This is a genomic window from [Actinomadura] parvosata subsp. kistnae (genome assembly GCF_900323885.1).
Taxonomy (GTDB): domain Bacteria; phylum Actinomycetota; class Actinomycetes; order Streptosporangiales; family Streptosporangiaceae; genus Nonomuraea; species Nonomuraea composti.
Window position 1 is genome coordinate 17,351 of sequence record NZ_OOHJ01000031.1, and the last position, 21,459, is coordinate 38,809.

A 21,459-nucleotide genomic window follows, 5' to 3' on the forward strand; every position below is an offset into this window, starting at 1 on the left:
CCCGTGCGCGTCCAGTCGGTACGCTTCGGCCGCCACGCCGTGCCCCTCGCCCGGCCGGTCAGCGACGCCAAGGTGGCCACGGGGCGGCAGCGCCCCCTGTCCCGGATCGACGTCCTGACCTGCGAGATCACCACTGCGGATGGGATCGCGGGGCTCGGGTTCTCCTACACGACCAGGGCCGGCACGCCGGCGCAGTTCGCGCACGTCAAGGAGGTCGGCGAGCTCCTTCTGGGCGAGGACCCCGCCGACATCGGGCGTCTCTACGACCGGCTCCTGTGGGCGGGCGCCTCGGTGGGCCGGTCGGGGGTGGCCACGCAGGCGCTGGCCGCGATCGACGTGGCGTTGTGGGACCTGAAGGCGAAGCGGGCGGGGCTGCCGCTGGCCAAGCTGCTCGGCGCCTACCGCGACTCCGTGCGCGTCTACAACACCTCCGGCGGCTATCTCCAGGCCCCGATCGAGGAGGTCACGGAGAAGGCCACGCAGTCGCTGGCCGGCGGGATCGGCGGCATCAAGATCAAGGTCGGCCAGCCCGCCATGGCCGAGGACCTGCGGCGCCTGACCGCTGTCCGCGAGCACATCGGTGACGGGGTGCCGCTGATGGTGGACGCCAACCAGCAGTGGGACCGGCCCAGCGCCCTCCGGTTCGGGCGGGCGGTGGAAGAGTTCGGGCTGGTGTGGATCGAGGAGCCGTTGGACGCGTACGACGCCGAAGGGCACGCCCAGCTCGCCGCCGCCCTCGACACCCCCATCGCCACCGGCGAGATGCTCTCCAGCATCCCCGACCTCGTCCGGCTCATCGACCTGCGGGCCGTCGACTATCTCCAGCCCGACGTGCCGCGCGTCGGCGGCATCACCCCGTACCTCAAGGTCGCCGCGCTCGCCGACCACGCGCGCCTCCAGGTCGCGCCGCACTTCGTGATGGAGATCCACGTCCACCTCGCCGCCGCCTGCCCGCGCGACTCCTGGGTCGAGCACATCGAATGGCTTTCGCCCCTCTTCGAGGAGCGCCTGGAGATCGCGGACGGCCGCATCGCCGTGCCCGACCGTCCGGGGCTCGGGCTGAGCCTGGCGGGACGGGCGCGGGACTGGCGGCTTGACCAGGTCGAGTTCCACCTGAACGGCCGGTAGATTGTCCGCCGTGCCGCCAGACCCCAAGCCCGCCCGCGACCCCGGCCCTTCGGATCGCAGGCTTGATCGCGACACCGGTCGCGGGCTCGCGCACGAGCTCGTCGAACGGCTCAAGGCCCGCATCCTGGCCGGCGAGATCCAGCCCGGCCAGAAGCTCCCCACGGAGTCGTCCCTGATCCAGGAGTTCGGCGTCAGCCGCACGGTGGTGCGCGAGGCCGTCTCCCGGCTGCAGGCCGCCGGGCTCGTCGAGACCTTCCAGGGGCGCGGCTCGTTCGTGCTGGCCCTGCCCGCCTCCACGGCGTTCTCGGTGGAGGCGTCGCAGGTGCGGACCCACCGCGACATCCTCGACATGATCGACTTCCGCATCGGCATCGAGTCGGAGGCGGCCGGCCTGGCGGCGCAGCGGCGTACGGACCTGCAGCTCAAGGCCATCGAACGCGCCCTTGTCGACCTGGGCCGCTCCGGCGAGCAGCCCAGCAACGCCGTGGAGGCCGACTTCGAGTTCCACTTCAAGATCGCCCTCGCGGCGAACAACCGCTTCTACTCCGACCTGCTGGCCTCGCTCGGCCCCATGATGATCATGCTGCCCCGCACCCGCCTGGAGCACGTCTACACGGTGTCGGACGCCACCCACTTCACGCGGGTGACGCTCGAACACGAGAACATCTACCGCACCATCGCCGCCCAGGACGCCGCCGCCGCCCGCGCCGCCATGCGCCTCCACCTGTCGAACTCCCGCGCCCGCCTCCAGGCGCCCTGAGCCGGCGGCGGGGCAGCGGCCCGCACGGCAGGATGGGCGCATGGCCGCGCCCCCTCTCGACGTGTTGCGTCACTACCGTGCCCTGCTCGCCGGCGACCCCAGGCTGAGCGTCGCCCTGTGCTGGGTCGCGGTCACGGCGCCGAACCTGGACGTCCAGGGCGTCGCCGACCGGTTGCACGGGCGCCCCCGCACTTCCCTGCGCGAGGCGGTGAGCCCGTGGGAGGTGCCGCCCGACGGGCCGCCGCACCCCAGCGTCGGCCTCGCGCCCGGCGGGATCGGGATCTTCGAGCAGAACGGTTACCTCGCGGCCTCGCCCGCCTGCCTGAGCCGGGTGAGCGCCGGTGGCAGGGCCTGCGGCGTGTACTGGGACGTCGATGGGAACAACCGGCTCACCTTCGCCGCCGGCGGGCGGATCGTCCTGTCCGTCGACGCGATGGAGCCGGAGGACCGGGATGGGGAGGTGACGGCGGAGGTGGCGCCGGGTGTGGCCGCGTTGGAGGGGGTCGTCGCCGCCGATGACGAGGAATGGCAGCAGGGGGCGCTCGTGGCGGTCGAGCTCTACACCGGCGTGCGCCTCACCTCGCAGTGGCTGGGAAGCCCGCATCCCTACGCCGTGCTGGCCCGTCCCGCTCCACCGGGGGCGACGGCGGAGCCGCTGGACGATCCTGACACGGTGCTGCGCCGGAGCTTCGCGCGGGCCGGTGCCTCCGCCCAGTGGGCGGTGATACGTGAGCTCGCCGGTGAGCTGCGTGGCCGGTTCGGGCTCGGCGAGTACGCCGTCGCCGATGACGTCCTGGAGAGTCTGGCCCGCCGTTCCGCGTTCAGCGACGCCGACCGGCTGAGGGAGGAGCTGACCTGGCCGCTGACGGGCGCCTGGCGGGAGCGGGAGGGCGAGGTCCCGCAGGAGGAGGATCCGCGCTGGCGTCGCATGCAGGCCGGCCGGGCCCTGACGGTCCTGGCCGGCGGGCCGGGGCACCGGGCGAAGGGTTTCGACGCCTTCCACCACGCCGGTCTCGCGCTCGGCGCCGGGTGGGACGAGGTCCGCGCCGGGCTGCTGCGGCTCCTGGGCTGAGCAGCCGGGCGCGATCCTGGGCTGACTGGCCGGGCGGCAGGGGGACGCGGGGTTACCAGCGGGCCGTGTTCGGGGTGAAGTCGGGGACGATCGTGCGCATGTACGCGGTGTCCTCGCGGCCCCGCTGCCCGCACCGCACGTACTGCTCGTGCAGCATCGCCAGTGCGTCCTCGTCCAGCTCCACGCCCAGGCCGGGGCCGGTGGGGACGGTGACGGCGCCGTCCGTGAACTGCAGGGCGCCGGGCTTGATGACCTCCTCCGTCTTCCACGGGTAGTGGGTGTCGCAGGCGTAGGTGAGGTTGGGGGTGGCGGCGGCCAGGTGGGTCATGGCGGCGAGGCTGACCCCGAGGTGGGAGTTGGAGTGCATGGACAGGCCCATGCCGAACGTCTCGCAGATGCCGCCCAGCAGGGCCGAGCGGCGCAGGCCGCCCCACAGGTGGTGGTCGGAGAGCACGACCTGGACGGCGTCGGCGGCCACCGCCGGCTTGAGGTGCTCGAACGCGATCACGCACATGTTCGTGGCCAGGGGGAGTGAGGTGTGCTTGGCGACCTCGGCCATGCCGGGGATGCCGGGCGTCGGGTCCTCCAGGTACTCCAGGACGCCGGAGAGCCGGTCGGCCACCTTGATCGAGGTCTCGACGGTCCAGGCGCCGTTGGGGTCGATGCGCAGGGCGTGGTCGGGGAAGGCGGCGGCGAGGGCTTCGACGGTCTCGAGCTCGTGGCGCGGCTCGTACACGCCGCCCTTGAGCTTGATGGCGGTGAAGCCGTACTCGGAGACCATCCGGCGCGCCTGGGCGACCAGCTGCTCGGGCGTGCGGCCCTCGCCCCACGTGTCCTCGTCGTGGCCGGGGTGGCCGGCCCACTTGTAGAACAGGTACGCCGAGTACGGCACGCGGTCGCGGACGGCGCCGCCGAGCAGGTCGCTGACGGGCCGGCCGAGCGCCTTGCCCTGGAGGTCGAGCAGCGCCACCTCGAACGGCGACACCACGGTGTCGACGGCGCTGGAGACCTCCAGCATGCCGCCGAAGCTGGCGCCCGCGCCCCCGGTGGCGGCGCCGAGCGTCTCGCTGACGATCCGGCGCAGCGCGTGCTGGTCGAAGACGTCCGCGCCGGGCAGGGCGGCGGCCACGGCCTCCAGCCGCCGCACGTGGCCCTGGTCGGCGTACGTCTCGCCGAGCCCCACGAGCCCTTCGTCGGTGTGCACCTGGACGATGGTGCGCAGCACGTACGGCTGGTGCACGCCGACGACGTTGAGCAGGGGAGGGTCGCGGAAGGCGACGGGGGTGACGGTGACCCGGCTGATCCGCCCGGCCTCGCGAACGCTCATTGGGCCGCCTTCACGGTCAGGACGGGGACGGTCGATTCCATGAGGATGCGCTGCGCCTCGCTGCCCATGATGAACTTGCCGACCAGCGACCGGTGCCGCAGCCCGATCACGACGAGCGTCGCCCCGGTCTCCTTGACCAGCGCCTCGAACGTCTCGGGCAGGTCGTCGTCGTGCAGCGGCTGGCGCAGCTCGGCGTCGACCCCGGCCGCGCGCGCCCGGCGCAGCAGCTCGGCCCCGGCGGCGTCGTCGATCATGTGCTCGTCGACGGGGGCGCCCCGGCGCGGCGAGTTGACGATGATCACGCGTTCGCCGCGCAGCGCGCCCTCGCGCAGGCCCGCGTCGACGGCGGCCTCGCCCTCGGGCGTGGGCAGGTACCCGACGAGGATGGTCATTTGATCTTCTCCTCAACACGTTCGACGGAGGTCTTGCGGGGCAGCGCCTTGCGGATCAGCGGCCAGGCCGCCACCGCCAGGATCAGCGCGAAGATCGTCCCGGAGATGGGGCGGGTGACGAAGCCGGTCGGGTCGCCGCCGAAGATGAGCAGCCCCTGGCGGGCGGAGCTCTCGATCATCGAGCCCAGCACGAACGCGAGCACCAGCGGCCCCGGCTCGAAGCCGAACTTCTTCATCAGGTACCCCAGCACGCCGAACGCGATCACCAGGAAGATGTCGTAGACCTGGTTGCGCACGGTGTACGCGCCGAGCAGCGTGATGAGCACGGTGATCGGGGCCATGATGGCGGGCCGTACCCGCAGGATGCGCACGAACACGCCGACCATCGGGATGCTCATGATCAGCAGCAGGATGTTGCCGATGTACATCGAGTTGATGACGCCCCAGAACACGTCGGGGTGCTCGGTGACGAGCTGCGGCCCCGGCTGGATGCCCTGAATGAGCAGCGCCCCGAACATCAGCGCCATCGTCGCGTTCGCCGGGATGCCGAGCGTCAGCAGCGGGATGAACGAGGAGGTGGCGGCGGCGTTGTTGGCGGTCTCCGGCGCGGCGACGCCCTCGACGGCGCCCTTGCCGAAGCGCTCGGGCTGCTTGGCGCGCCGCTTCTCCAGCGCGTACGCGGCCAGCGACGACAGCACGGCGCCGCCGCCGGGCAGCACGCCCAGCACGAACCCGATGAGCGAGCCGCGCCCGATGGCGCCGCTCGCCTGCCCGAGGTCCTTGCGCGAGGGCCACACGTTGCCGACCTTGGCCGGCGCGTGCACCTGGTTGTGCCGCTCCTCCAGGTTGTAGAGGATCTCGCTGAGGCCGAACAGTCCCATGGCGATCGGGATGAAGTCGATGCCCTCGGCCAGGTTGAGGCTGCCGAAGGTGAAGCGTTCGGCGCCGGTGAAGGTGTCGCGGCCGACGGTCGCGATGAGCAGGCCGACGCAGGCGGCGATGATGGCCTTGAGCTTGTTGCCGTTGCCGATGGAGGAGATCAGCAGCACGCCGAGGATGCCGAGGGCGGCGTACTCGGGCGGCCCGAAGTCGAGCGCGAACCCGGCGACGACCGGGGCGACGAGCGTCAGGCCGATGATCGAGACGGTGCCGCCGATGAACGAGCCGATGGCCGCGATGCCCAGCGCCGTGCCCGCCTTGCCCTGCTTGGCCAGCGCGAAGCCGTCGAAGACGGTGACCACCGAGGACGCCTCGCCGGGCAGGCGGAGCAGGACCGAGGTGATGGTGCCGCCGTACTGGGCGCCGTAGAAGATGCCCGCCAGCATGATGATCGCCGACACGGGCCCGATGCCGTACGTGATCGGCAGCAGGATGGCGATGGTCGCGCCGGGGCCGAGGCCGGGCAGCACGCCGATGAGCATGCCGATGATGACGCCGATGAGGCAGTAGAGCAGGTTCGTCGGCTCAAGGACGACGCCGAAACCGTCGAGGATCGGGGAGATGTCCATGTGACTTTCTCAGATGAGGCGAGGGAGCGGGATCTGCAGCAGCAGCACGAAGAGCACGTAGAACGCGGCCACGGCGCCGATGCTGATCACGATGGAGGAGCGCCACGACTCCTTGCCCAGCCAGCGCAGCCAGATGAACATCAGGAGCAGCGAGGGGATCTCGAAGCCGATCACCGGCAGCAGCGCGGCGAGCCCGACGAGTGTCACCAGGCCGGCGGCGGTGAGCAGGCTGGAGCGGGAGAACCGCTCGGTGTCCTGGAGGCCGCGCCCGGTGACGACGAGCACGGCCGACAGCACGATGATGACGACGCTGATGGCGAACGGCCACAGGCCGGGCCCGGGCTGGGTGAGCCGCCCGAGCCCGAGCGCGTACGAGCCGACCGCACCGAAGACGCCGACGGCCAGCGCCACGACGGCGGCCGCGATCTGCGAGATCGGGCCCGCGTGCGGCGGCCTGGCCTCCTCCAGCTCGGCCTGGAGCCGTTCGGTCTCCTCCTGGAGATCGAGGCCGGCCTGCTCGGGCGCCGCGCCCGGCGGCTGCGTGGGGTCGGACATGGGTTTCAACACTCCTTAGTGCGCGGGCTTCGTGCGGCGCCGGAAGCGGCAGGGCAGCGGCGCGGAAACAGCGCGGAAGCGGCGGCGAGAAGCGGAGGGGGGACGGCGGGCGGCCGGTGCGCCCGCCCGCCGCTCCCTCGTCAACCGGCCAGGTTGATGCCGTACTTGTCGAGCTGCGCCTTGAACGTGGCGGAGTCGTTCTGCAGGGAGGTGAGGACCTCCTGCGGGGAGACCTCCATCGGGGTGAGGGAGTTCTCCTCGTTGAACTTCTTGTACTCCGTCGTCGCGAACGTCTTCTTGGCCGCGTCGAGCAGCTTGGCCTTGACGTTCTCGGGCGTGCCCTTGGGCGCGGTCAGGAAGCGGTACTGGGTCACCTGGACGTCGTAGCCCTGCTCCTTGGCGGTCTTGACGTCCGGCAGGAACGGGATGCGCTCCTTGGAGAAGACGGCGAGCGGGACGAGCTTGCCGCCCTTGATGTTCTCGATGGCCTCGCCGATCTGCATGGTCGACACGTCCACCTGGTTGCCGAGCAGGGCGGTCAGGTTGGGGGCGCCGCCGTCGAAGGGCACGGCGGTGGACTCGATGCCGGCCGTCTTGAAGGTCAGGGCGGAGGCGAGCTGGGCGCCGGTGCCGACGCCGGTGGTGCCGTACCTGATCGTCTTGCCGGCCTTCTTCAGGTCGTCGATCGACTTGTAGCCGGACTGGGCGCTGGTCGCCATGACGTAGTCGTCGCGCGAGATGCCGGTGATGACGTCGAACGAGTCGATCTTCGTGGCCTCGGCGGGCGACACCGTGAGCGGCGTGATCGTGAAGAGGGAGGCGTTCTGCACCGCGATCTTGTAGCCGTCGGGCTTGGCGGACTGCAGCTCCTTGGCGTTCAGCGCGCCGTTCGCGCCCGGCTTGTTCAGGACGGGGGTGGAGACGCCGAGCTCCTTGCCGATGCCCTGGGCCAGCGCGCGGGTGATGAGGTCGGTCGAGCCGCCCGCGGAGGCGCCCACGCTGAACTCGATGTTGCCCGTGGGATATTCGCCGTCGCCGCCACCGGAGGAGGTCGTCTTGACGCCACCGCAGGCGGTCAGCGCGACCGCGGCGGCGGCGCCGACGACACCCAGGAGGATGCGACGGGGGGCTGTCCGAGATGTCGGCATTGACTTCTCCTTCGTGCGGGCGGGTGCCGCCCGTGGATCTTCGTGCAGCGGAGAGGGGTTGCGTAAGGTTACGGCAAGGTTTCCGCTCTGTAGTCTCCGGAGACTATGGACCAGCCTCGATGCCTGTCCAGGCTCAATTCGGTATCGAGTGATACTCTTCATGCATCATGCTAACACTCGATCAGATCCGGGCTTTCGTGGCGGTCGCCGAGGAGCTGCACTTCGGCCGCGCGGCTGATCGGCTGCGCATGACCCAGCCCCCGCTGAGCAGGCACATCCAGAAGCTGGAGCGCGTGATCGGCGTGACCCTCCTGGAACGCGACAACCGCCGCGTCGTGCTCACCGACGCCGGGCGCGGCTTCCTGGAGGACGCCCGGCGCATGCTCTCCCTCGTCGACACCGCCGGCGACCGGGCGCGGCGCATCGCCAGCGGCGCGGCCGGCACCGTGCGCCTGGGCTTCACCGCCGTCTCGGCCATCAGCATGCTCGGGGCGCTGCTGCGGCGGCTGTCGGAGCAGCTGCCGGAGATCGACGTCATCCTGCACGAGCGGGTGACCGCCGGGCAGGTGGACGGCCTGCTGCGCGGGGAGCTCGACCTGGGCCTGGCCCGCCCGCCGTTCGACATCGACACGCTCGACTCCCGGGTGGTCTTCCGCGAGCCGCTGTGCGCCGCCGTGCCGCTCGGCCATCCGCTGGCCGAGCTGGGCCGCCCGCTCGCGCCCGACGACTTCGACGGCCTGCCGGTGATCAGCTACAACCCGGTCCAGTCGCGCTACTTCCACGAGCTGACCGTGCGCTTCCTCACCAACGCCCACCCCCGCATCGAGCAGCAGGTGCACCAGATCCTCACCGCCGTCCTGCTCGTGGCGGCCGGGCGCGGCGTGGCGCTGGCGCCGGCGAGCGCCCGCTCGCTCGGCGTGGACGGCATCGCCTTCTGTGACCTCGTACGCGGCGGCGGCGACCCCCTGGACGGCGAGGCGGGCAACGGCGAGCCGGTCGAGCTGCACGTCATCTGGAGCCGCGACTCCACCAACCCGGCGCTGGCCCGCGTGCTGGAGCTGCTGCCGGACCTGGAAGCCGGGTGATGCCCTACGGGTATCGCCGGATACAGAATCGCACTTGGACAAGTATCGCCCCACCTCCTTAGCCTGTCGGCGACAGTTCTTACCGGCGGCGCGGAGAAATCCCACGGCCGCAAGTGAAGCGAGGAGCGCCCGACATGCCCCATTACTCCCCGCAGGAGCTCGCCACCCAGCTCAAGAGCGGCCTGTTGTCGTTCCCCGTCACCCATTTCACCCAGGATCTGGAGTTCGACGAGGCGGCCTACCGCGAGCACCTGGCGTGGCTCAGCTCCTACCCGGTGGCCGGCCTGTTCGCCGCGGGCGGCACCGGCGAGGGTTTCTCGCTGACCGCCGAGGAGATCGACCGCGTGGTCCGCGCGGCGGTGAGCGAGGTGAACGGCCGCGTGCCGGTCGTGGCCCCCGCCACCGGCGGCACCGCCAACGCCGTCGCCCAGGCCAGGGCCGCCGAGGCGGCCGGCGCCGACGGCATCCTGCTCATGCCCCCCTACCTCACCGAGGCCGGCCAGGAGGGCCTGGTCGAGCACGTCTCCGCGGTGTGCCAGGCGTCGAGCCTGGGCGTGATCGTCTACAGCCGCGCCAACGCCGTGCTCAACGACCGCTCCGTGGCCGCCCTGGCCGAGCGGAACGAGACGCTCGTCGGTTTCAAGGACGGCGTGGGCAACATCGAGAACCTCACCCGCATCTACGCCGCCGTCGGCGACCGCCTGGCCTACATCGGCGGCCTGCCCACCGCCGAGACGTTCGCGCTGCCGCTGCTGCAGCTCGGCATGAGCACCTACTCCTCGGCCATCTTCAACTTCGTGCCGCAGTACGCGCTCGACTTCTACGCCGACGTGCGCGCCCAGGACCGCGCCGCCGTCTACCGGCGCATCCGCGAGTTCGTGGTGCCCTACCTCGACATCCGCGACCGCACCAAGGGCTACGCCGTCTCCATCATCAAGGCGGGCCTGGCCGCCGTCGGCCGCCCGGCCGGGCCGGTGCGCCCGCCGCTGTCGAACCTGAAGGACGGCGAGCTCGCCGAGCTGACCGCCCTCATCAACAAGATCAGCTAGGGGGTCGCGTGTCACCCACGATCCAGCGCGTCGAGGTCGTCCCGGTCGCCGGGTACGACAGCATGCTGCTCAACCTCAGCGGCGCGCACGGCCCCTTCTTCACCCGCAACGTCGTCATCACCACCGACTCCGACGGGCGCACCGGGCTCGGCGAGGTGCCCGGCGGCGAGGCCATCAGGCGCACCATCGAGGAGGCCGGCGAGCTGCTGGCCGGTCAGCCCGTGGCCCGCTACCGGACGCTGCTGCGCTCGGTGTCGGAGCGGTTCGCCGCCAGGGACGCCGGCGGGCGCGGCCTGCAGACCTTCGACCTGCGCACCACCGTGCACGCCGTCACCGGCCTGGAGTCCTCCCTGCTCGACCTGCACGGCCAGTACCTCGGCCTGCCCGTCGCGGACCTGCTCGGCGACGGGCGGCAGCGCGACCGGGTGCCGATGCTGGGCTACCTGTTCTACGTCGGCGACCCCGGCCGGACCGACCTGCCGTACCTGGTGGACGACGGCGCCGGCGACGCCTGGTCCGAGCTGCGCCGCAAGGAGGCGCTGACGCCCGAGGCCGTGGTCGCGCTGGCCGAGGCCGCGCAGGAGCGCTACGGCTTCGCCGACTTCAAGCTCAAGGGCGGCGTGCTGCCCGGCGAGGAGGAGGTGGAGGCGGTCAAGGCCCTGGCCGCCCGGTTCCCGGACGCGCGGGTCACGCTCGACCCCAACGGCGGCTGGCTGCTGGCCGACGCCGTACGGCTGTGCCGCGGCCTCGGCGGCGTGCTCGCCTACGCCGAGGACCCGTGCGGCGCCGAGGGCCGCTTCTCGGGGCGCGAGACGATGGCCGAGTTCCGCCGCGCCACCGGCCTGCCCACCGCGACCAACATGATCGCCACCGACTGGCGCGAGATGGCCCACGCCATCCGCTCAGACGCGGTCGACATCCCCCTCGCCGACCCGCACTTCTGGACCATGGCCGGGTCCGTGCGCGTCGCCCAGCTCTGCCACGACTTCGGGCTGACGTGGGGCTCGCACTCCAACAACCACTTCGACATCTCGCTGGCCATGTTCACGCACGTCGGGGCCGCCGCGCCGGGCGAGATCACGGCCCTGGACACGCACTGGATCTGGCAGGACGGCCAGGCGCTGACCACCAAGCCGTTCCGGATCGTGGACGGCGCGATCGACGTGCCCGACACGCCGGGGCTCGGCGTCGAGCTCGACCGCGACGCCCTCGCCGCCGCCCACGAGCTGTACCTGCGGCACGGCCTCGGCGCCCGCGACGACTCCGTGGCCATGCAGTTCCTGGTGGAGGGCTGGGTGTTCGACCCGAAGCGGCCCTGCCTGGTCCGCTAGGAGCCCGCCAGGAGCCCGCCCGCCCGTCAGAAGAGGGTCAGCGGCTCGTCCGGCGTCGGATCCGGAAGCGGGTCCAGCTCCGGGACGCCGGCGCGCACCTCGTCGTGGAAGCGGCGGGCCAGCCGCAGCGCGTCGGCGTTGTCCGGGGTGTGCACGAACACGGTCGGCTCGCGCCCCTCGCGCAGCCACCGCGTGACCTGCTCCACCCACGGCCGCCAGCCTTCCACCGTGCGCTCCTCGGCGTCCCTGCCGAGGTAGCGCACGATCGGGCGGGCCGTCAGCGCCCGCGTACGGCGCGGCACCCGCGGCTTCTTCGTCCACGCGTCGCGCTCGGCGTCGCTCGTGGGCGGGCCGGCGAACATCACCGTCGTGTCGAACGGCACCCACTCCACCCCGGCCGGCTCCAGCACGCGCTCCAGGAGCCGCTCGGCGCGCTCGTCCTCGAAGAAGGCGCGGTGCCGCACCTCCACGGCGTACCGGTGCCCCTGCGGCAGCCCGCGCAGGAACGCCGCGAGCGTGCCGACGTCGGCGGGGGAGAACGAGCCGGGCAGCTGGATCCAGAACGCGTGCACCCGTGGCCCCAGCGGCTCCATCGCGTCCAGGAACGCCGCCAGCTCCGCCTGCGCGCCCACCAGGCGGTGCTCGTGGGTGACCGGCTTGGGCAGCTTGATCACGAACCGGAAGTCCTCGGACGTCTGCGCCGCCCACGACTCCACCGTGGCCCTGGACGGGGTGGCGTAGAACGTCGTGTTGCCCTCCACCGCGTCGCACCACGAGGCGTAGGCCCGCAGGCGGTCACCGGGGGAGAGGTGGGCGGGGAGGAAGCGTCCTTGCCAGCGCGCGTGTGCCCACATCGCGCATCCCACGTGAAGCCGCATGGGCACGACGTTATCGCCACCCGCGACCCGTCACATCCCCACACAGGAGGTGGCCGTAATGTGGGCACATGGGCATGGTCGGGACGGTCGGGCTGGTTCTGCATCCTCAGCGCGACTCGAAGAAGGCGATAGACACGATCCTGCGGTGGGCCGCCGACAAGGGCGCCACCGTGCTCGGCCTGCCCGAGGAGGTGGGCCGCATCGACTGCACCGCCGTCCCCGTGGACGCCACCTCGCTCGTCGAGCGGGCCGACCTGCTGGTCGGGCTGGGCGGCGACGGCACGATGCTGCGCACCATGCGGCTGCTGGCCGGCCGGCCGACGCCCATCCTGGGCGTGAACCTGGGGCGGCTCGGGTTCCTCGCCGAGATCGACGTGGACGAGCTGCCCGGCACGCTGTCGGCGATCGACGAGCACGCGTACACGATCGAGCCGCGCATGGCGATCCGCAGCACGGTGGCCGGGGCCGAGGTGACGGCGTTCAACGACATCGCGCTCGTCCGCATCCCCGGCGAGGGGCTGGCCGGCGTGTCCGTCACCCCGTCCGGCAGCCCGTTCGTGCGTTACTCCGCCGACGCCGTCATCGTGGCCACCTCCACCGGGTCCACCGCCTACAGCTTCTCCGCCGGCGGGCCCATCGTGTCGCCGCGCGTGGAGGCGGTGCTCGTCGTGGCCGCCGCCGCGCACTCGTCGTTCAACCGGGCGCTGGTGCTGCCCGCCGACGAGGAGGTGACGCTGCAGGTGCTGCCGACCAGCGGGCGGCTGGCCGTGGAGGTCGACGGGGCCGTGGTGGGGCACCTGTGCCCCGGCGACAGCATCACGGTCTCGGCCTGGCCAGGGGCCGCCAAGGTGGTGCGGCTGGGCACCACGTTCTACGAACGGGCGCGGCGCAAGCTCCGCGTGGACGGCAGCGCCGAGGTCGACTGACGCCATCCATGACGCGGGCCGGGCGCCCGCTCGCCGGCTCGAACCTCGGCCGGCTCGAACCTCGGCCGGCTCGAACCTCGGCCGGCTCGAACCTCGGCCGGCTCGAACCTCGGCCGGCTCGAACCTCGGCCGGCTCGAACCTCGGCCGGCTCGAACCTCGGCCGGCTCGAACCTCGGCCCGCTCGAAGCTCGGCCCGCTCGGAGTTCGGCCCGCTCGGAGTTCGGCCCGCTGGAAGCTCGGCTCAGCCCTTGCCGGCCGCGTTGACGATGCGGGTCGTCGAGCGGTCGGGGATGGCGGCCATCTCCCAGCAGTCGGCCCCCAGGATCGCCGCCGCCGCGGCGCGCGCCCCCGCGTGCGGGTCGCCCGCCGTGTGGGCCAGCGCCGCGGGCCGCATCGGGGCCAGCAGGTCGATGTAGTCGTCAGGGCCGTGCGCCTCGGGCGGCCCCGTCACGATGAAGACGCCGGCGACGAAGCGGAGCGCGGCCAGCACCTCGGCGCGCTCCGCCGACGGGTTGAACGGGCGGCTCGGCCCCTTCCACGCGCGCACGCGCGGATCGTCCTCGACGCCCACCACCAGCGGCAGCCCGCGTGCCGCCACCGCGCCGAGATAGCGCACGTGACCCACGTGAAGTATGTCGAAGACACCGGTCACGACCGCCGCCCCCGGCCGCTCGTACGGCAGCGTCCAGACGGCCTCCAGGCTGCTCACACGACCTCCTGCTCCCCCACGGGCCTAGACGACTCGTCGATCGCAGCGTACTCGGTCGGTGAACCGGGGCGTGCAGGCGACCTCGGGAAAGGTCATTCCTACCTTTTCGCAATCATCTCCGGACCACCTCTGGGGCGTCTCATGACGTCACCGGATTCGGGGGAGGTCACCGTGGCAGCGCCGCACTCGCACGACACGGACTCGCGCGACACGGACGGGGACGATCGCGGCGGCGCGGGTGATCTCGTGGTCCGGCTGCCGGGGATGCCGTCCCAGGTGGCCAGGGCCAGAGAGCTGGTCACGGCGGCGCTCGGCCGCGACCATCCGCTCTACGACGACGTGGCGCTGCTCACCAGCGAGCTGGCCACGAACGCGATCCTGCACACCAAGTCCGGCGCCGGCGGCTCGTTCACGGTGCGCGTGGCGGCGTCGGCGACCGCGGTGCGGGTGCTGGTGGCGGACGGCGGGTCGGAGGAGCCGCCGTGCGTGTGCCGTACCGGCACGCAGGCCACGAGCGGGCGCGGCCTGCCGCTGATCGAGGCGCTCAGCCACCGCTGGGGGTTCACCAGGGAGGCGGGGGCGACGACGGTCTGGTTCGAGCTGCTGCGGGAGCGGGTGGACGCCCGCCTGGCGGGCTGACGAGCCGCCCCCGTCTGATCCGCCCCCGTCTGATCCGCCCCCGTCTGATCCGCCGTCTTGATCCGCCGCCGAGCGAGCGGGATCATGGTCGAAACGGGCGAGCACGGACGGGAGACGCGGCGGCGTGACTCAGGACGGCGGTGACGCTCGCAAGATCGAGCGGCCCGGCACCCAGCGGCCGGCCTGCCCCATCCACCGGGCCGGCGACGGCACCTGGCAGGTGAGCGGCCACACGGCGGCCCGCGCCGTGCTGCGCAGCGAGGCCACCGTGCAGGCGGGGCTGGGCATCGAGACGGTGGAGAAGCTGCCGGCCAGGCTCCGGCGGCCGGTCCTGTACCGCGACGGGCCCGAGCACCGGGAGGACCGGCGGCAGACGGCCCGCTTCTTCACGCCCCGCCGCGTGGACGAGCGCTACCGCGGGCTGATGGCGGACGTCGCCGACCGGCAGCTCGGCAAGCTGCGGGCGGCGGGCCGGGCGCCGCTGTCGGAGCTGAGCTTCGGGATGGCGATCGAGGTGGCCTCCGCGATCATCGGGCTGACCTCCAGCAGGCCGGGCATCCGCGAGCGGCTGGAGCGCTTCTTCCCCGAGAAGTACGGCAGGCCGGGGCTGACCAGCCTGCACGGCCTCTACTGGCTGTTCCGGCAGAACGCCAACTGGCTGCGCTTCTACCTGGCCGACGTGCGCCCCGCGATCCGCGACCACCGCCGCGAGCCGCGCGACGACCTCATCACCCACCTGCTGGACGACGGGTGCTCGGCGGCGGAGATCCTCGGCGAGTGCCTGACGTTCGCGGCGGCGGGGATGGTCACCACGCGCGAGTTCATCTGCGTGGCGGCCTGGCACCTGTTCACCGACGACGCGCTGATGGCCCGCTACCGGGCCGCCGACGAGCCCGAGCGGCTGGCCGTCCTGCACGAGATCGTGCGGCTGGAGCCGGTCGTGGCGCGGCTGCGGCGGCGCACCACGGCCCCGATCGAGCTGCCCGGCGACGGCGGCCCGGTCACGGTGCCGGCGGGCGCGGTGGTGGAGGTGCTGGTCGACGCGGCCAACACCGACCCCGCCGCCGTGGGCGACGAGCCGCTGGCGGTGCGGCCGGGCCGGGCGGTCAGCGACGGCACGGGGGCGGCGGCGCTGGCGTTCGGCGACGGCCCGCACAAGTGCCCCGGGTCCGCGATCGCGATCCTCGAGACCGACGTCTTCCTGACCCGGCTCCTCGCCATGGAGGGGGTCAGGATGGCGGCGGCGCCCAGGGTGACGTTCAACAACGACATCGGCGGCTACGAGATCAGGGGGTTAGTCGTCAGCCTCTCGTAGGCATGTCTCGCACTCCTCCAGTCGGCGGCGCAGGTGGGCACGTTCCGGCTCCGTGCCCGCCCAGTCGATGGCCTGGCGGTAGGCGTCGGCGGCGGCGCGGTGCCGGCCCAGCCGGTGCAGCAGGTCGGCGCGCGCCGTCGCGTACGGCTGGTAGCCGTGCAGCCGCGGCTCCCGCGCCAGCTCGTCCAGCAGCGCCAGCCCGGCCTCCGGGCCGTCGCGCATCGCCACCGCCACGGCCCGGTTGAGCGCGACCACGGGGGAGGGGGCGAGCGCGAGCAGCACGTCGTACAGGGCCACGATCTGCGGCCAGTCGGTGGTGGCGACGTCGGCGGCCTCGTCGTGCAGGGCGGCGATGGCGGCCTGCACGCCGTACAGGCCGGGCGGGCCGCCCTTGAGCGCGGCGACCACGAGGGCCTGCCCCTCCTCGATCATCGCGCGGTCCCACCGGCCGCGGTCCTGGTCGGCGAGCAGGACCAGCTCGCCGTCCGCGCCGATCCTGGCCGCGTGGCGGGCGTGGACGAGCAGCATCAGGCCGAGCAGCCCGGCCACCTCCCGCTCGCGGGGCAGGAGGCGGCGCAGGATGCGGGCCAGCCGGATGGCCTCCTCCGCCAGGTCGAGCCGTTGCAGGTCGGGGCCGGTGCTGGCGGCGTACCCCTCGGTGAAGATCGAGTAGATCACCTGGAGCACGCCGGGCAGCCGGCCGGGCAGCTCGTCCGCGCCCGGGACGCGGAACGGGATGCGGGCCTCGCGGATCTTCTTCTTGGCCCGCACGATGCGCTTGGCCATCGTGGCGGGCGGCAGGAGGAAGGCGCGCGCGACCTCCTGCGTGGTGAGCCCGGCCAGGCAGCGCAGCGTCAGCGCCACCCGGTCCTCGGCGGGCAGGGCGGGGTGGGCGCAGGTGAAGAAGAGCTGCAGCCGCTCGTCGGGCAGCTCCCCTTCGCCATGGTCGGCGGGACCGGCGGGGCCGGCCCGCTCGGCCTCCACCTGGAGGATGGCCAGGCGCGCCGCGTACGCGCGGTCGCGGCGCAGCCGGTCGACGGCCTTGCGGCGGGCGGTGGTCATCAGCCAGCCGCCCGGGTTCGGGGGCACGCCATCGCTGGGCCAGTGCACCAGCGCCGCCTCGATGGCCTCGGAGGCGACCTCCTCGGCCAGGTCGAGGTCGCCGAAGCGGCTCACCAGGGCGGCGAGCAGCCGCCCCCGCTCCTCGCGGAACACCGCCTCGATGGAGGGCCCCACACCGGCCATCATCACCCCGTCCCCTCTCCTTCTCAGTCGAACTGGGCGACCGGCCGGACCACGACGTTGCCGGCGCGCGCCCCCGGGCAGCGGGCCGCCCAGTCGAGGGCGGCGTCGAGGTCGGGCACGTCGATGACGTAGAACCCGCCGAGGATCTCCCGCGTCTCGGCGAACGGCCCGTCGGTGACGGTCCGCTCGCCGGTGGCGCTCACGCGGACGGTGGTGGCGGTGGTGAGGTCGGCGAGCGACTCGCCGGCGACGAAGACGCCCGCGTCCCTGACGCTCTTGTCGTAGGCCACCCACTCCTCGAACGAGGTCTCCCCGGCCTCGCCGTCGATGCCGAGGCTGTTGATCAGCAGCATGTACTTCATGGTGTCTCCCTTGTCGTCCGGACGCGGCCGGAGTGCCGCGTCGCCCTGTCTACGAACGGGACCGGCCCGGAAGGACACGACCCGCGAAAAAACTTTTTCGCCCCGTCGCGGGCGCGGGCGGGTGCTCGCGCGTGGCATGATCGACGGGTCAGTATCCATGAAGTTCGTTGACGCCTGGTCGGTCGGTGGAGCGCGTCGGCGTGCTCGCTCGGTGGCGAGCACGGTCGGCATGCTCCGCGTGAGGCCGAGCCGTGTTCGGGGCCGAGCCTGTCCCCGAAAGGACGTTACCCATGTCCACCGACCAGTTCGGACTCACCGGCGGCGACTACGTCCCCGATCCCGGGCGTGAGACGGCGGCGCTCATCGACGGCTTCTTCGAGCACGTCGCCGCGACGCTGCGCGCGCACCACCTCCCCGCCGGCCTGCTCGCCTCCATGCGCGCCCGGCACGCGAAGCTGGAGAGCGCGAACGCGCACCTGATCGTCGACGAGCCCGCCCGCCACAACCTGCGCATCACCCTCGCCCTGGTGGCGGCGTACGAGGCGCTGCTGCCCCGGCTGGGGCGGGAGGTGGCCCTCGACGCGGTACGCGCCGCGTTGATCGAGCCGCTCGGCGCGGCCGTCCGTGAGGGCACCCGGGCGATGCTGGACGCGGCGCCCGACCCGTTCGCGGCCATGGTGGCCGTCTCCAAGTCCCGCGAGGAGCACGCCTTCGGCAAGGGGTTCGTCTTCCGCCGCACGGCCGACGACGACCGGCGTTACCTGCTGGAGGTGCGGCGCTGCTTCTACCACGACGTGCTCGTGGCGAACGGCGCTCCGGAGCTGACCCCGGCCCTGTGCGCGTTCGACGGCAACTGGATCGAGGCGATCGCCCCCGACCAGGACGGCTTCCGCTTCGACCGGCCCACCACGATCGGCCTGGGCGGCACCCACTGCCCGTTCCACTTCACGCGCACCGGCGCGGGAGAAGCCGGCTGAAATCACGCCCAACGCTGGGCGAAATAGGGGTATATGCCCTCGATTGTCATCTTCAACAGGCATAACGTCGAAAGGAGGGGGAGTCGACAGTCGGGGGAGGAATCATGACCGGATTCCGTGAAGGAGGAGGTTGCCGGGGACGCCGCTGGCGGCGCCGCCGCTGCCGCCACCGCAGGCGCTGGTGGGGCGGCCCATGGGGCGGCGGCTGGGACTGGTGGTGAGTCCTGACCGGAGGGGCGCGGTCGGATAGATCGCGCCCCGCCTGGGTAGCGGAACGCCGGTACGACGACGGACGGGAGTCACGGATGGGCACGATGGTGCGGTACGGGAAGATGGCGATCACCGACGGGTGCCTGCCCGGCGACCGGCTCGACCTGTACAACACCGGGCCGGGCGACGCCCATGTGGAGGTGACGTTCTGCGCCGAGGGCGGCCGGCCGCAGGGGCCGTTCCGGCTCGTCGTCCCGTCGCAGCGGACGCGCTCGCACGTGCTGGCCGACCTGGCCGGGCCCGGCCTGCCCGCCCCGGAGCGGCGCTACTCGGTCGTGGTGGTGTCGGACGCCCCGGTGCTCGTCCGGGCCGCGCAACGCGTGCCGGAGCCCCGGCGCCCCGCCGCCTGAGCACCTGTCACAGGTCGAGGCGGCACAGGCCCTCGGCGAGGGCCTTGGTGGTGAGGCGGGTGCGGCTGTCGCAGCCCAGCTTGGCGAAGATGTGCTCCAGATGGGTGGTGACGGTGCGCACGCTGAGCACCAGCGCCGCCGCGATCTGCGGGTTGGAGTCGCCGGCCGCCACCCGGGTCAGGACGTCGACCTCCCGCCCCGTCAGGTCGTAGGGCAGGTGGCAGCGCCGCTCGGCGGCCACCGCTCCTTGCAGTGACCCCTGGAACCCCACGCCGGCCCGCAGCAGCCGCACCTCGTGCCAGCGCCCGCCGGCGCCGAGCCAGAGCCCGTGCCGGCTCAGCTCCCGCGAGTCGATGAACGCCCGCGCGTACGCGGCCATCGCCGGGTCGTCCCACAGCGCGGCCGAGACCTCGTGCCCGGGCACCTCGCGGCGCGTGCCGAGCCGGTCGTAGGCGACCGCGCGGAAGCCCGGCGGCAGCCCGACCGGGTCGATGACGCACCTGCTCAGGTCGGTGACGTGCGCCAGCATCGGGCTCACGGCCGCCACCAGCGCGCCGGTGCGCCGGGGGAACGCCTGCCTGGCCGCCAGGTGCAGCAGCCCCGTGTAGCGGCCCTCGCGCAGGAACAGCGGCGCCGTCAGCCCGGCCCGCCAGCCGTAGGGGGCCAGGTGGCGGCGGAAGTAACGCTCGGTGCCCGGCTCGGGCATGGCGACGGGCGCGCGGGTGGCGATGGCCCGCCGGTACGCCTCCAGCCCGGCGTACTCCTCGGCCGCGTCGTGGTCGATGCGCGGATGGCCGTCGGAGACGACGCTCTGGTGCCGGCCCGTCGCGGGGTCGTAGGCGACGAACTCGTAGGCGTCGAGCGGCACCACGCGGCGCAGCGCCGCCATCGCGCCCTCGGCGCCGCCACCGCCCGCCACCTGGTAGCCGACCTCGGCGAACGCCTGGAGATGGCGCACGTCCACGGTGATCTCGGCCACGGTGCTTTTATATCACTTGCCGTTTTCCAGCCCGGAAATTTACCCGGTGGCCGCACGGCGGGGGGTGCTAGGGTCGTTCTCATGCAGCGCGCTCTCGTCACGACGACGCCGGACACCGTCCCGGCGCGCTGACTGCATGCTTCCCGGGCGGACGCCCGGGAGCCTGGTCGTTCGCCCTTTCCCTGAGAGAGGTTGATCATGAACGACCACCGCAGGCTCGGCCGCGAGCTGGGCATCTTCGACACCGATCCGCTCATCGGCTCCGGCCTGCCCTACTGGCTGCCCGCCGGGGCGGCCGTGCGCAAGGCCATTGAGGACTACGTGCACGAGCTGGAGCGCCGCAACGGCTACCAGCACGTCAACTCGCCGGTGCTGGGCAAACGGGAGCTGTACGAGCGGTCGGGGCACTGGTCGCACTACGCCGAGGACATGTTCCCGCCGATGCGGGTGGGCGGGGAGGAGTTCGTGCTGCGGCCCAGCCTGTGCCCGCACCACGCGATCATCTACCGCTCCCGGCAGCGCAGCCACCGCGACCTGCCGCTGCGCGTCGCCGAGCTGGGCGGCATGTACCGCTCGGAGCTGTCGGGCGTGCTCGGCGGGCTGACCAGGGTGCGGGCCATCCAGCTCAACGACGGGCACGTGTTCTGCGCGCCCGAGCAGGCCGCCGCCGAGGTGTCGGCCGCGCTCGACCTGATCGAGACCGCCCACGAGCGGCTCGGCATCCGGGTCGCCCGCTACCGGCTGTCGCTGCGCGGCGAGGGCGCCAAGTTCGTGGACGACCCCGGCATGTGGGCGCGCTCCGAGTCGGTGCTGCGCGACGTGCTCAAGGAGCGGGGCCGCCCGTACGACGAGGAACGCGGCGAGGGCGCCTTCTACGGCCCGAAGATCGACATCCAGATCGCCGACCCGGCGGGCCGCGAGTCCACCCTGTCCACCGTCCAGGTCGACTACTTCCAGCCCGAGCGCTTCGACCTGAGCTACGTCGGCGGCGAGCGGCCCGTGATGGTGCACCGCAGCGTGGTCGGCGGCCTGGAGCGGCTGGTCGCCCACCTCATCGAGGTGCACGGAGGCGCGTTCCCGGAGTGGATGGCGCCCGTGCAGGCCGTGGTGTTGCCGCTGTCGGACGCCGAGCTGCCCGCCGCCGAGCGGGTGCTGCGCCGCTGCGTGGCCGCCGGGCTGCGGGCCGAGCTGGCGCCCCGGACCGGGGCAGCCTCGGGGCCAGGATCAGGGCGCACCGGCTGGTGCCGTACCAGCTCGTGGTGGGGCCGCGCGAGGCGGCCGACGGGGGAGCGGCCGGGCGGGCGGCGGTGCGGCTGCGCGACGGCAGCCAGGCGGGGGAGGTGCCGATCGAGGAACTGGCCGCACGATCGCGGCCGTTCGCCTGAAAAGCGGAAATCAAATGCATAACAGAGGCTTCCCTGATCGCGTAAACGGCTCGTAAAGTCCCTGCAAC

Annotated in this window: 22 protein-coding genes; 12 read left to right on the forward strand and 10 right to left on the reverse strand. The window is 72.7% G+C overall.

The window, feature by feature from the left end; genetic code table 11:
* The first annotated feature begins 3 nt into the window (after positions 1-3).
* The 3 genes from KIS93_RS59920 to KIS93_RS68190 are packed head-to-tail and all read left to right on the forward strand — an operon-like array spanning position 4 to position 2,960.
* A complete protein-coding gene (locus KIS93_RS59920; RefSeq protein ID WP_080040882.1) occupies positions 4-1,128 on the forward strand; it encodes an L-talarate/galactarate dehydratase in 1,125 nt (374 codons plus the stop codon).
* A 10-nt stretch (positions 1,129-1,138) separates the two neighbouring features.
* Positions 1,139-1,888: a FadR/GntR family transcriptional regulator gene (locus tag KIS93_RS59925; protein WP_080046996.1), complete on the forward strand. Its 750-nt coding sequence runs from the start codon at positions 1,139-1,141 to the stop codon at positions 1,886-1,888.
* Between the two features lie 40 nt (positions 1,889-1,928).
* Entirely contained in the window at positions 1,929-2,960 is a 1,032-nt protein-coding gene (locus KIS93_RS68190) for a DUF6461 domain-containing protein (RefSeq protein ID WP_080040881.1), read from the forward strand.
* A 52-nt stretch (positions 2,961-3,012) separates the two neighbouring features.
* Here the strand turns inward: KIS93_RS68190 and KIS93_RS59935 are convergent, their stop codons facing one another.
* From KIS93_RS59935 to KIS93_RS59955, 5 genes are all read right to left on the reverse strand, one after another.
* Positions 3,013-4,287, reverse strand: coding sequence for a glucarate dehydratase family protein (locus KIS93_RS59935; protein ID WP_080040880.1), 1,275 nt, complete (start codon positions 4,285-4,287; stop codon positions 3,013-3,015).
* Entirely contained in the window at positions 4,284-4,679 is a 396-nt protein-coding gene (locus tag KIS93_RS59940; RefSeq protein ID WP_080040879.1) for a universal stress protein, read from the reverse strand. Before KIS93_RS59940 ends, KIS93_RS59935 begins: the two co-directional genes overlap by 4 nt.
* On the reverse strand, positions 4,676-6,187 hold the full coding sequence (locus KIS93_RS59945) for a tripartite tricarboxylate transporter permease (RefSeq protein ID WP_080040878.1): 1,512 nt from the start codon (positions 6,185-6,187) through the stop codon (positions 4,676-4,678). The genes KIS93_RS59940 and KIS93_RS59945 overlap by 4 nt, the downstream gene beginning before the upstream one ends.
* A gap of 9 nt (positions 6,188-6,196) precedes the next feature.
* Positions 6,197-6,742 carry a tripartite tricarboxylate transporter TctB family protein gene (locus tag KIS93_RS59950; RefSeq protein WP_080040877.1) on the reverse strand — a complete coding sequence of 182 codons (546 nt, stop codon included), beginning with the start codon at positions 6,740-6,742 and terminating at the stop codon, positions 6,197-6,199.
* Between the two features lie 140 nt (positions 6,743-6,882).
* Positions 6,883-7,890, reverse strand: a complete 1,008-nt coding sequence (locus tag KIS93_RS59955; protein ID WP_080040876.1) for a tripartite tricarboxylate transporter substrate binding protein — start codon at positions 7,888-7,890, stop codon at positions 6,883-6,885.
* A 167-nt stretch (positions 7,891-8,057) separates the two neighbouring features.
* On the opposite strand from KIS93_RS59955, the gene KIS93_RS59960 reads away from it, so the two are divergent.
* The 3 genes from KIS93_RS59960 to KIS93_RS59970 all read left to right on the forward strand — a co-directional run bounded on the left by KIS93_RS59960 (position 8,058) and on the right by KIS93_RS59970 (position 11,355).
* On the forward strand, positions 8,058-8,975 hold the full coding sequence (locus KIS93_RS59960) for a LysR family transcriptional regulator (RefSeq protein WP_080040875.1): 918 nt from the start codon (positions 8,058-8,060) through the stop codon (positions 8,973-8,975).
* A 134-nt stretch (positions 8,976-9,109) separates the two neighbouring features.
* Positions 9,110-10,024, forward strand: coding sequence for a 5-dehydro-4-deoxyglucarate dehydratase (kdgD, locus tag KIS93_RS59965; protein WP_080040874.1), 915 nt, complete (start codon positions 9,110-9,112; stop codon positions 10,022-10,024).
* Between the two features lie 8 nt (positions 10,025-10,032).
* Positions 10,033-11,355 (forward strand): enolase C-terminal domain-like protein, encoded by a 1,323-nt coding sequence (locus KIS93_RS59970; protein WP_080040873.1) that lies wholly within the window; start codon positions 10,033-10,035, stop codon positions 11,353-11,355.
* 26 nt (positions 11,356-11,381) lie between these two features.
* On the opposite strand, the gene KIS93_RS59975 is transcribed toward KIS93_RS59970, so the two are convergent.
* On the reverse strand, positions 11,382-12,233 hold the full coding sequence (locus KIS93_RS59975) for a DUF72 domain-containing protein (RefSeq protein WP_080040872.1): 852 nt from the start codon (positions 12,231-12,233) through the stop codon (positions 11,382-11,384).
* A gap of 68 nt (positions 12,234-12,301) precedes the next feature.
* On the opposite strand from KIS93_RS59975, the gene KIS93_RS59980 reads away from it, so the two are divergent.
* Entirely contained in the window at positions 12,302-13,159 is an 858-nt protein-coding gene (locus KIS93_RS59980; RefSeq protein ID WP_080040871.1) for an NAD(+)/NADH kinase, read from the forward strand.
* Positions 13,160-13,401: 242 nt separating this feature from the next.
* Here the strand turns inward: KIS93_RS59980 and KIS93_RS59985 are convergent, their stop codons facing one another.
* On the reverse strand, positions 13,402-13,869 hold the full coding sequence (locus tag KIS93_RS59985; RefSeq protein ID WP_080040870.1) for an adenylyltransferase/cytidyltransferase family protein: 468 nt from the start codon (positions 13,867-13,869) through the stop codon (positions 13,402-13,404).
* Positions 13,870-14,040: 171 nt separating this feature from the next.
* Between KIS93_RS59985 and KIS93_RS59990 the strand changes: the two genes are divergently transcribed.
* Entirely contained in the window at positions 14,041-14,508 is a 468-nt protein-coding gene (locus KIS93_RS59990) for an ATP-binding protein (protein WP_230466384.1), read from the forward strand.
* Positions 14,509-14,632: 124 nt separating this feature from the next.
* Positions 14,633-15,823: a cytochrome P450 gene (locus tag KIS93_RS59995; protein WP_080040868.1), complete on the forward strand. Its 1,191-nt coding sequence runs from the start codon at positions 14,633-14,635 to the stop codon at positions 15,821-15,823.
* Here the strand turns inward: KIS93_RS59995 and KIS93_RS60000 are convergent.
* Together KIS93_RS60000 and KIS93_RS60005 are read right to left on the reverse strand one after the other, a co-directional pair.
* Complete coding sequence (locus KIS93_RS60000) at positions 15,803-17,071, reverse strand: RNA polymerase sigma factor (RefSeq protein ID WP_222108145.1); 1,269 nt, start codon at positions 17,069-17,071, stop codon at positions 15,803-15,805. The two genes, KIS93_RS59995 and KIS93_RS60000, sit on opposite strands and share 21 nt — an antisense overlap.
* Positions 17,072-17,091: 20 nt before the next feature.
* A complete protein-coding gene (locus KIS93_RS60005; protein WP_080040867.1) occupies positions 17,092-17,430 on the reverse strand; it encodes a YciI family protein in 339 nt (112 codons plus the stop codon).
* A 290-nt stretch (positions 17,431-17,720) separates the two neighbouring features.
* On the opposite strand from KIS93_RS60005, the gene KIS93_RS60010 reads away from it, so the two are divergent.
* Both KIS93_RS60010 and KIS93_RS60015 read left to right on the forward strand, forming a co-directional pair.
* Positions 17,721-18,407 carry an L-2-amino-thiazoline-4-carboxylic acid hydrolase gene (locus tag KIS93_RS60010; protein WP_080040866.1) on the forward strand — a complete coding sequence of 229 codons (687 nt, stop codon included), beginning with the start codon at positions 17,721-17,723 and terminating at the stop codon, positions 18,405-18,407.
* Positions 18,408-18,712: 305 nt separating this feature from the next.
* A complete protein-coding gene (locus KIS93_RS60015) occupies positions 18,713-19,027 on the forward strand; it encodes a sensory rhodopsin transducer (RefSeq protein ID WP_080040865.1) in 315 nt (104 codons plus the stop codon).
* A 7-nt stretch (positions 19,028-19,034) separates the two neighbouring features.
* Here the strand turns inward: KIS93_RS60015 and KIS93_RS60020 are convergent, their stop codons facing one another.
* Positions 19,035-20,006 carry a helix-turn-helix transcriptional regulator gene (locus KIS93_RS60020; protein ID WP_080040864.1) on the reverse strand — a complete coding sequence of 324 codons (972 nt, stop codon included), beginning with the start codon at positions 20,004-20,006 and terminating at the stop codon, positions 19,035-19,037.
* A 198-nt stretch (positions 20,007-20,204) separates the two neighbouring features.
* On the opposite strand from KIS93_RS60020, the gene thrS reads away from it, so the two are divergent.
* On the forward strand, positions 20,205-21,413 hold the full coding sequence (thrS, locus tag KIS93_RS60025) for a threonine--tRNA ligase (RefSeq protein ID WP_246005554.1): 1,209 nt from the start codon (positions 20,205-20,207) through the stop codon (positions 21,411-21,413).
* Positions 21,414-21,459: the final 46 nt, after the last annotated feature.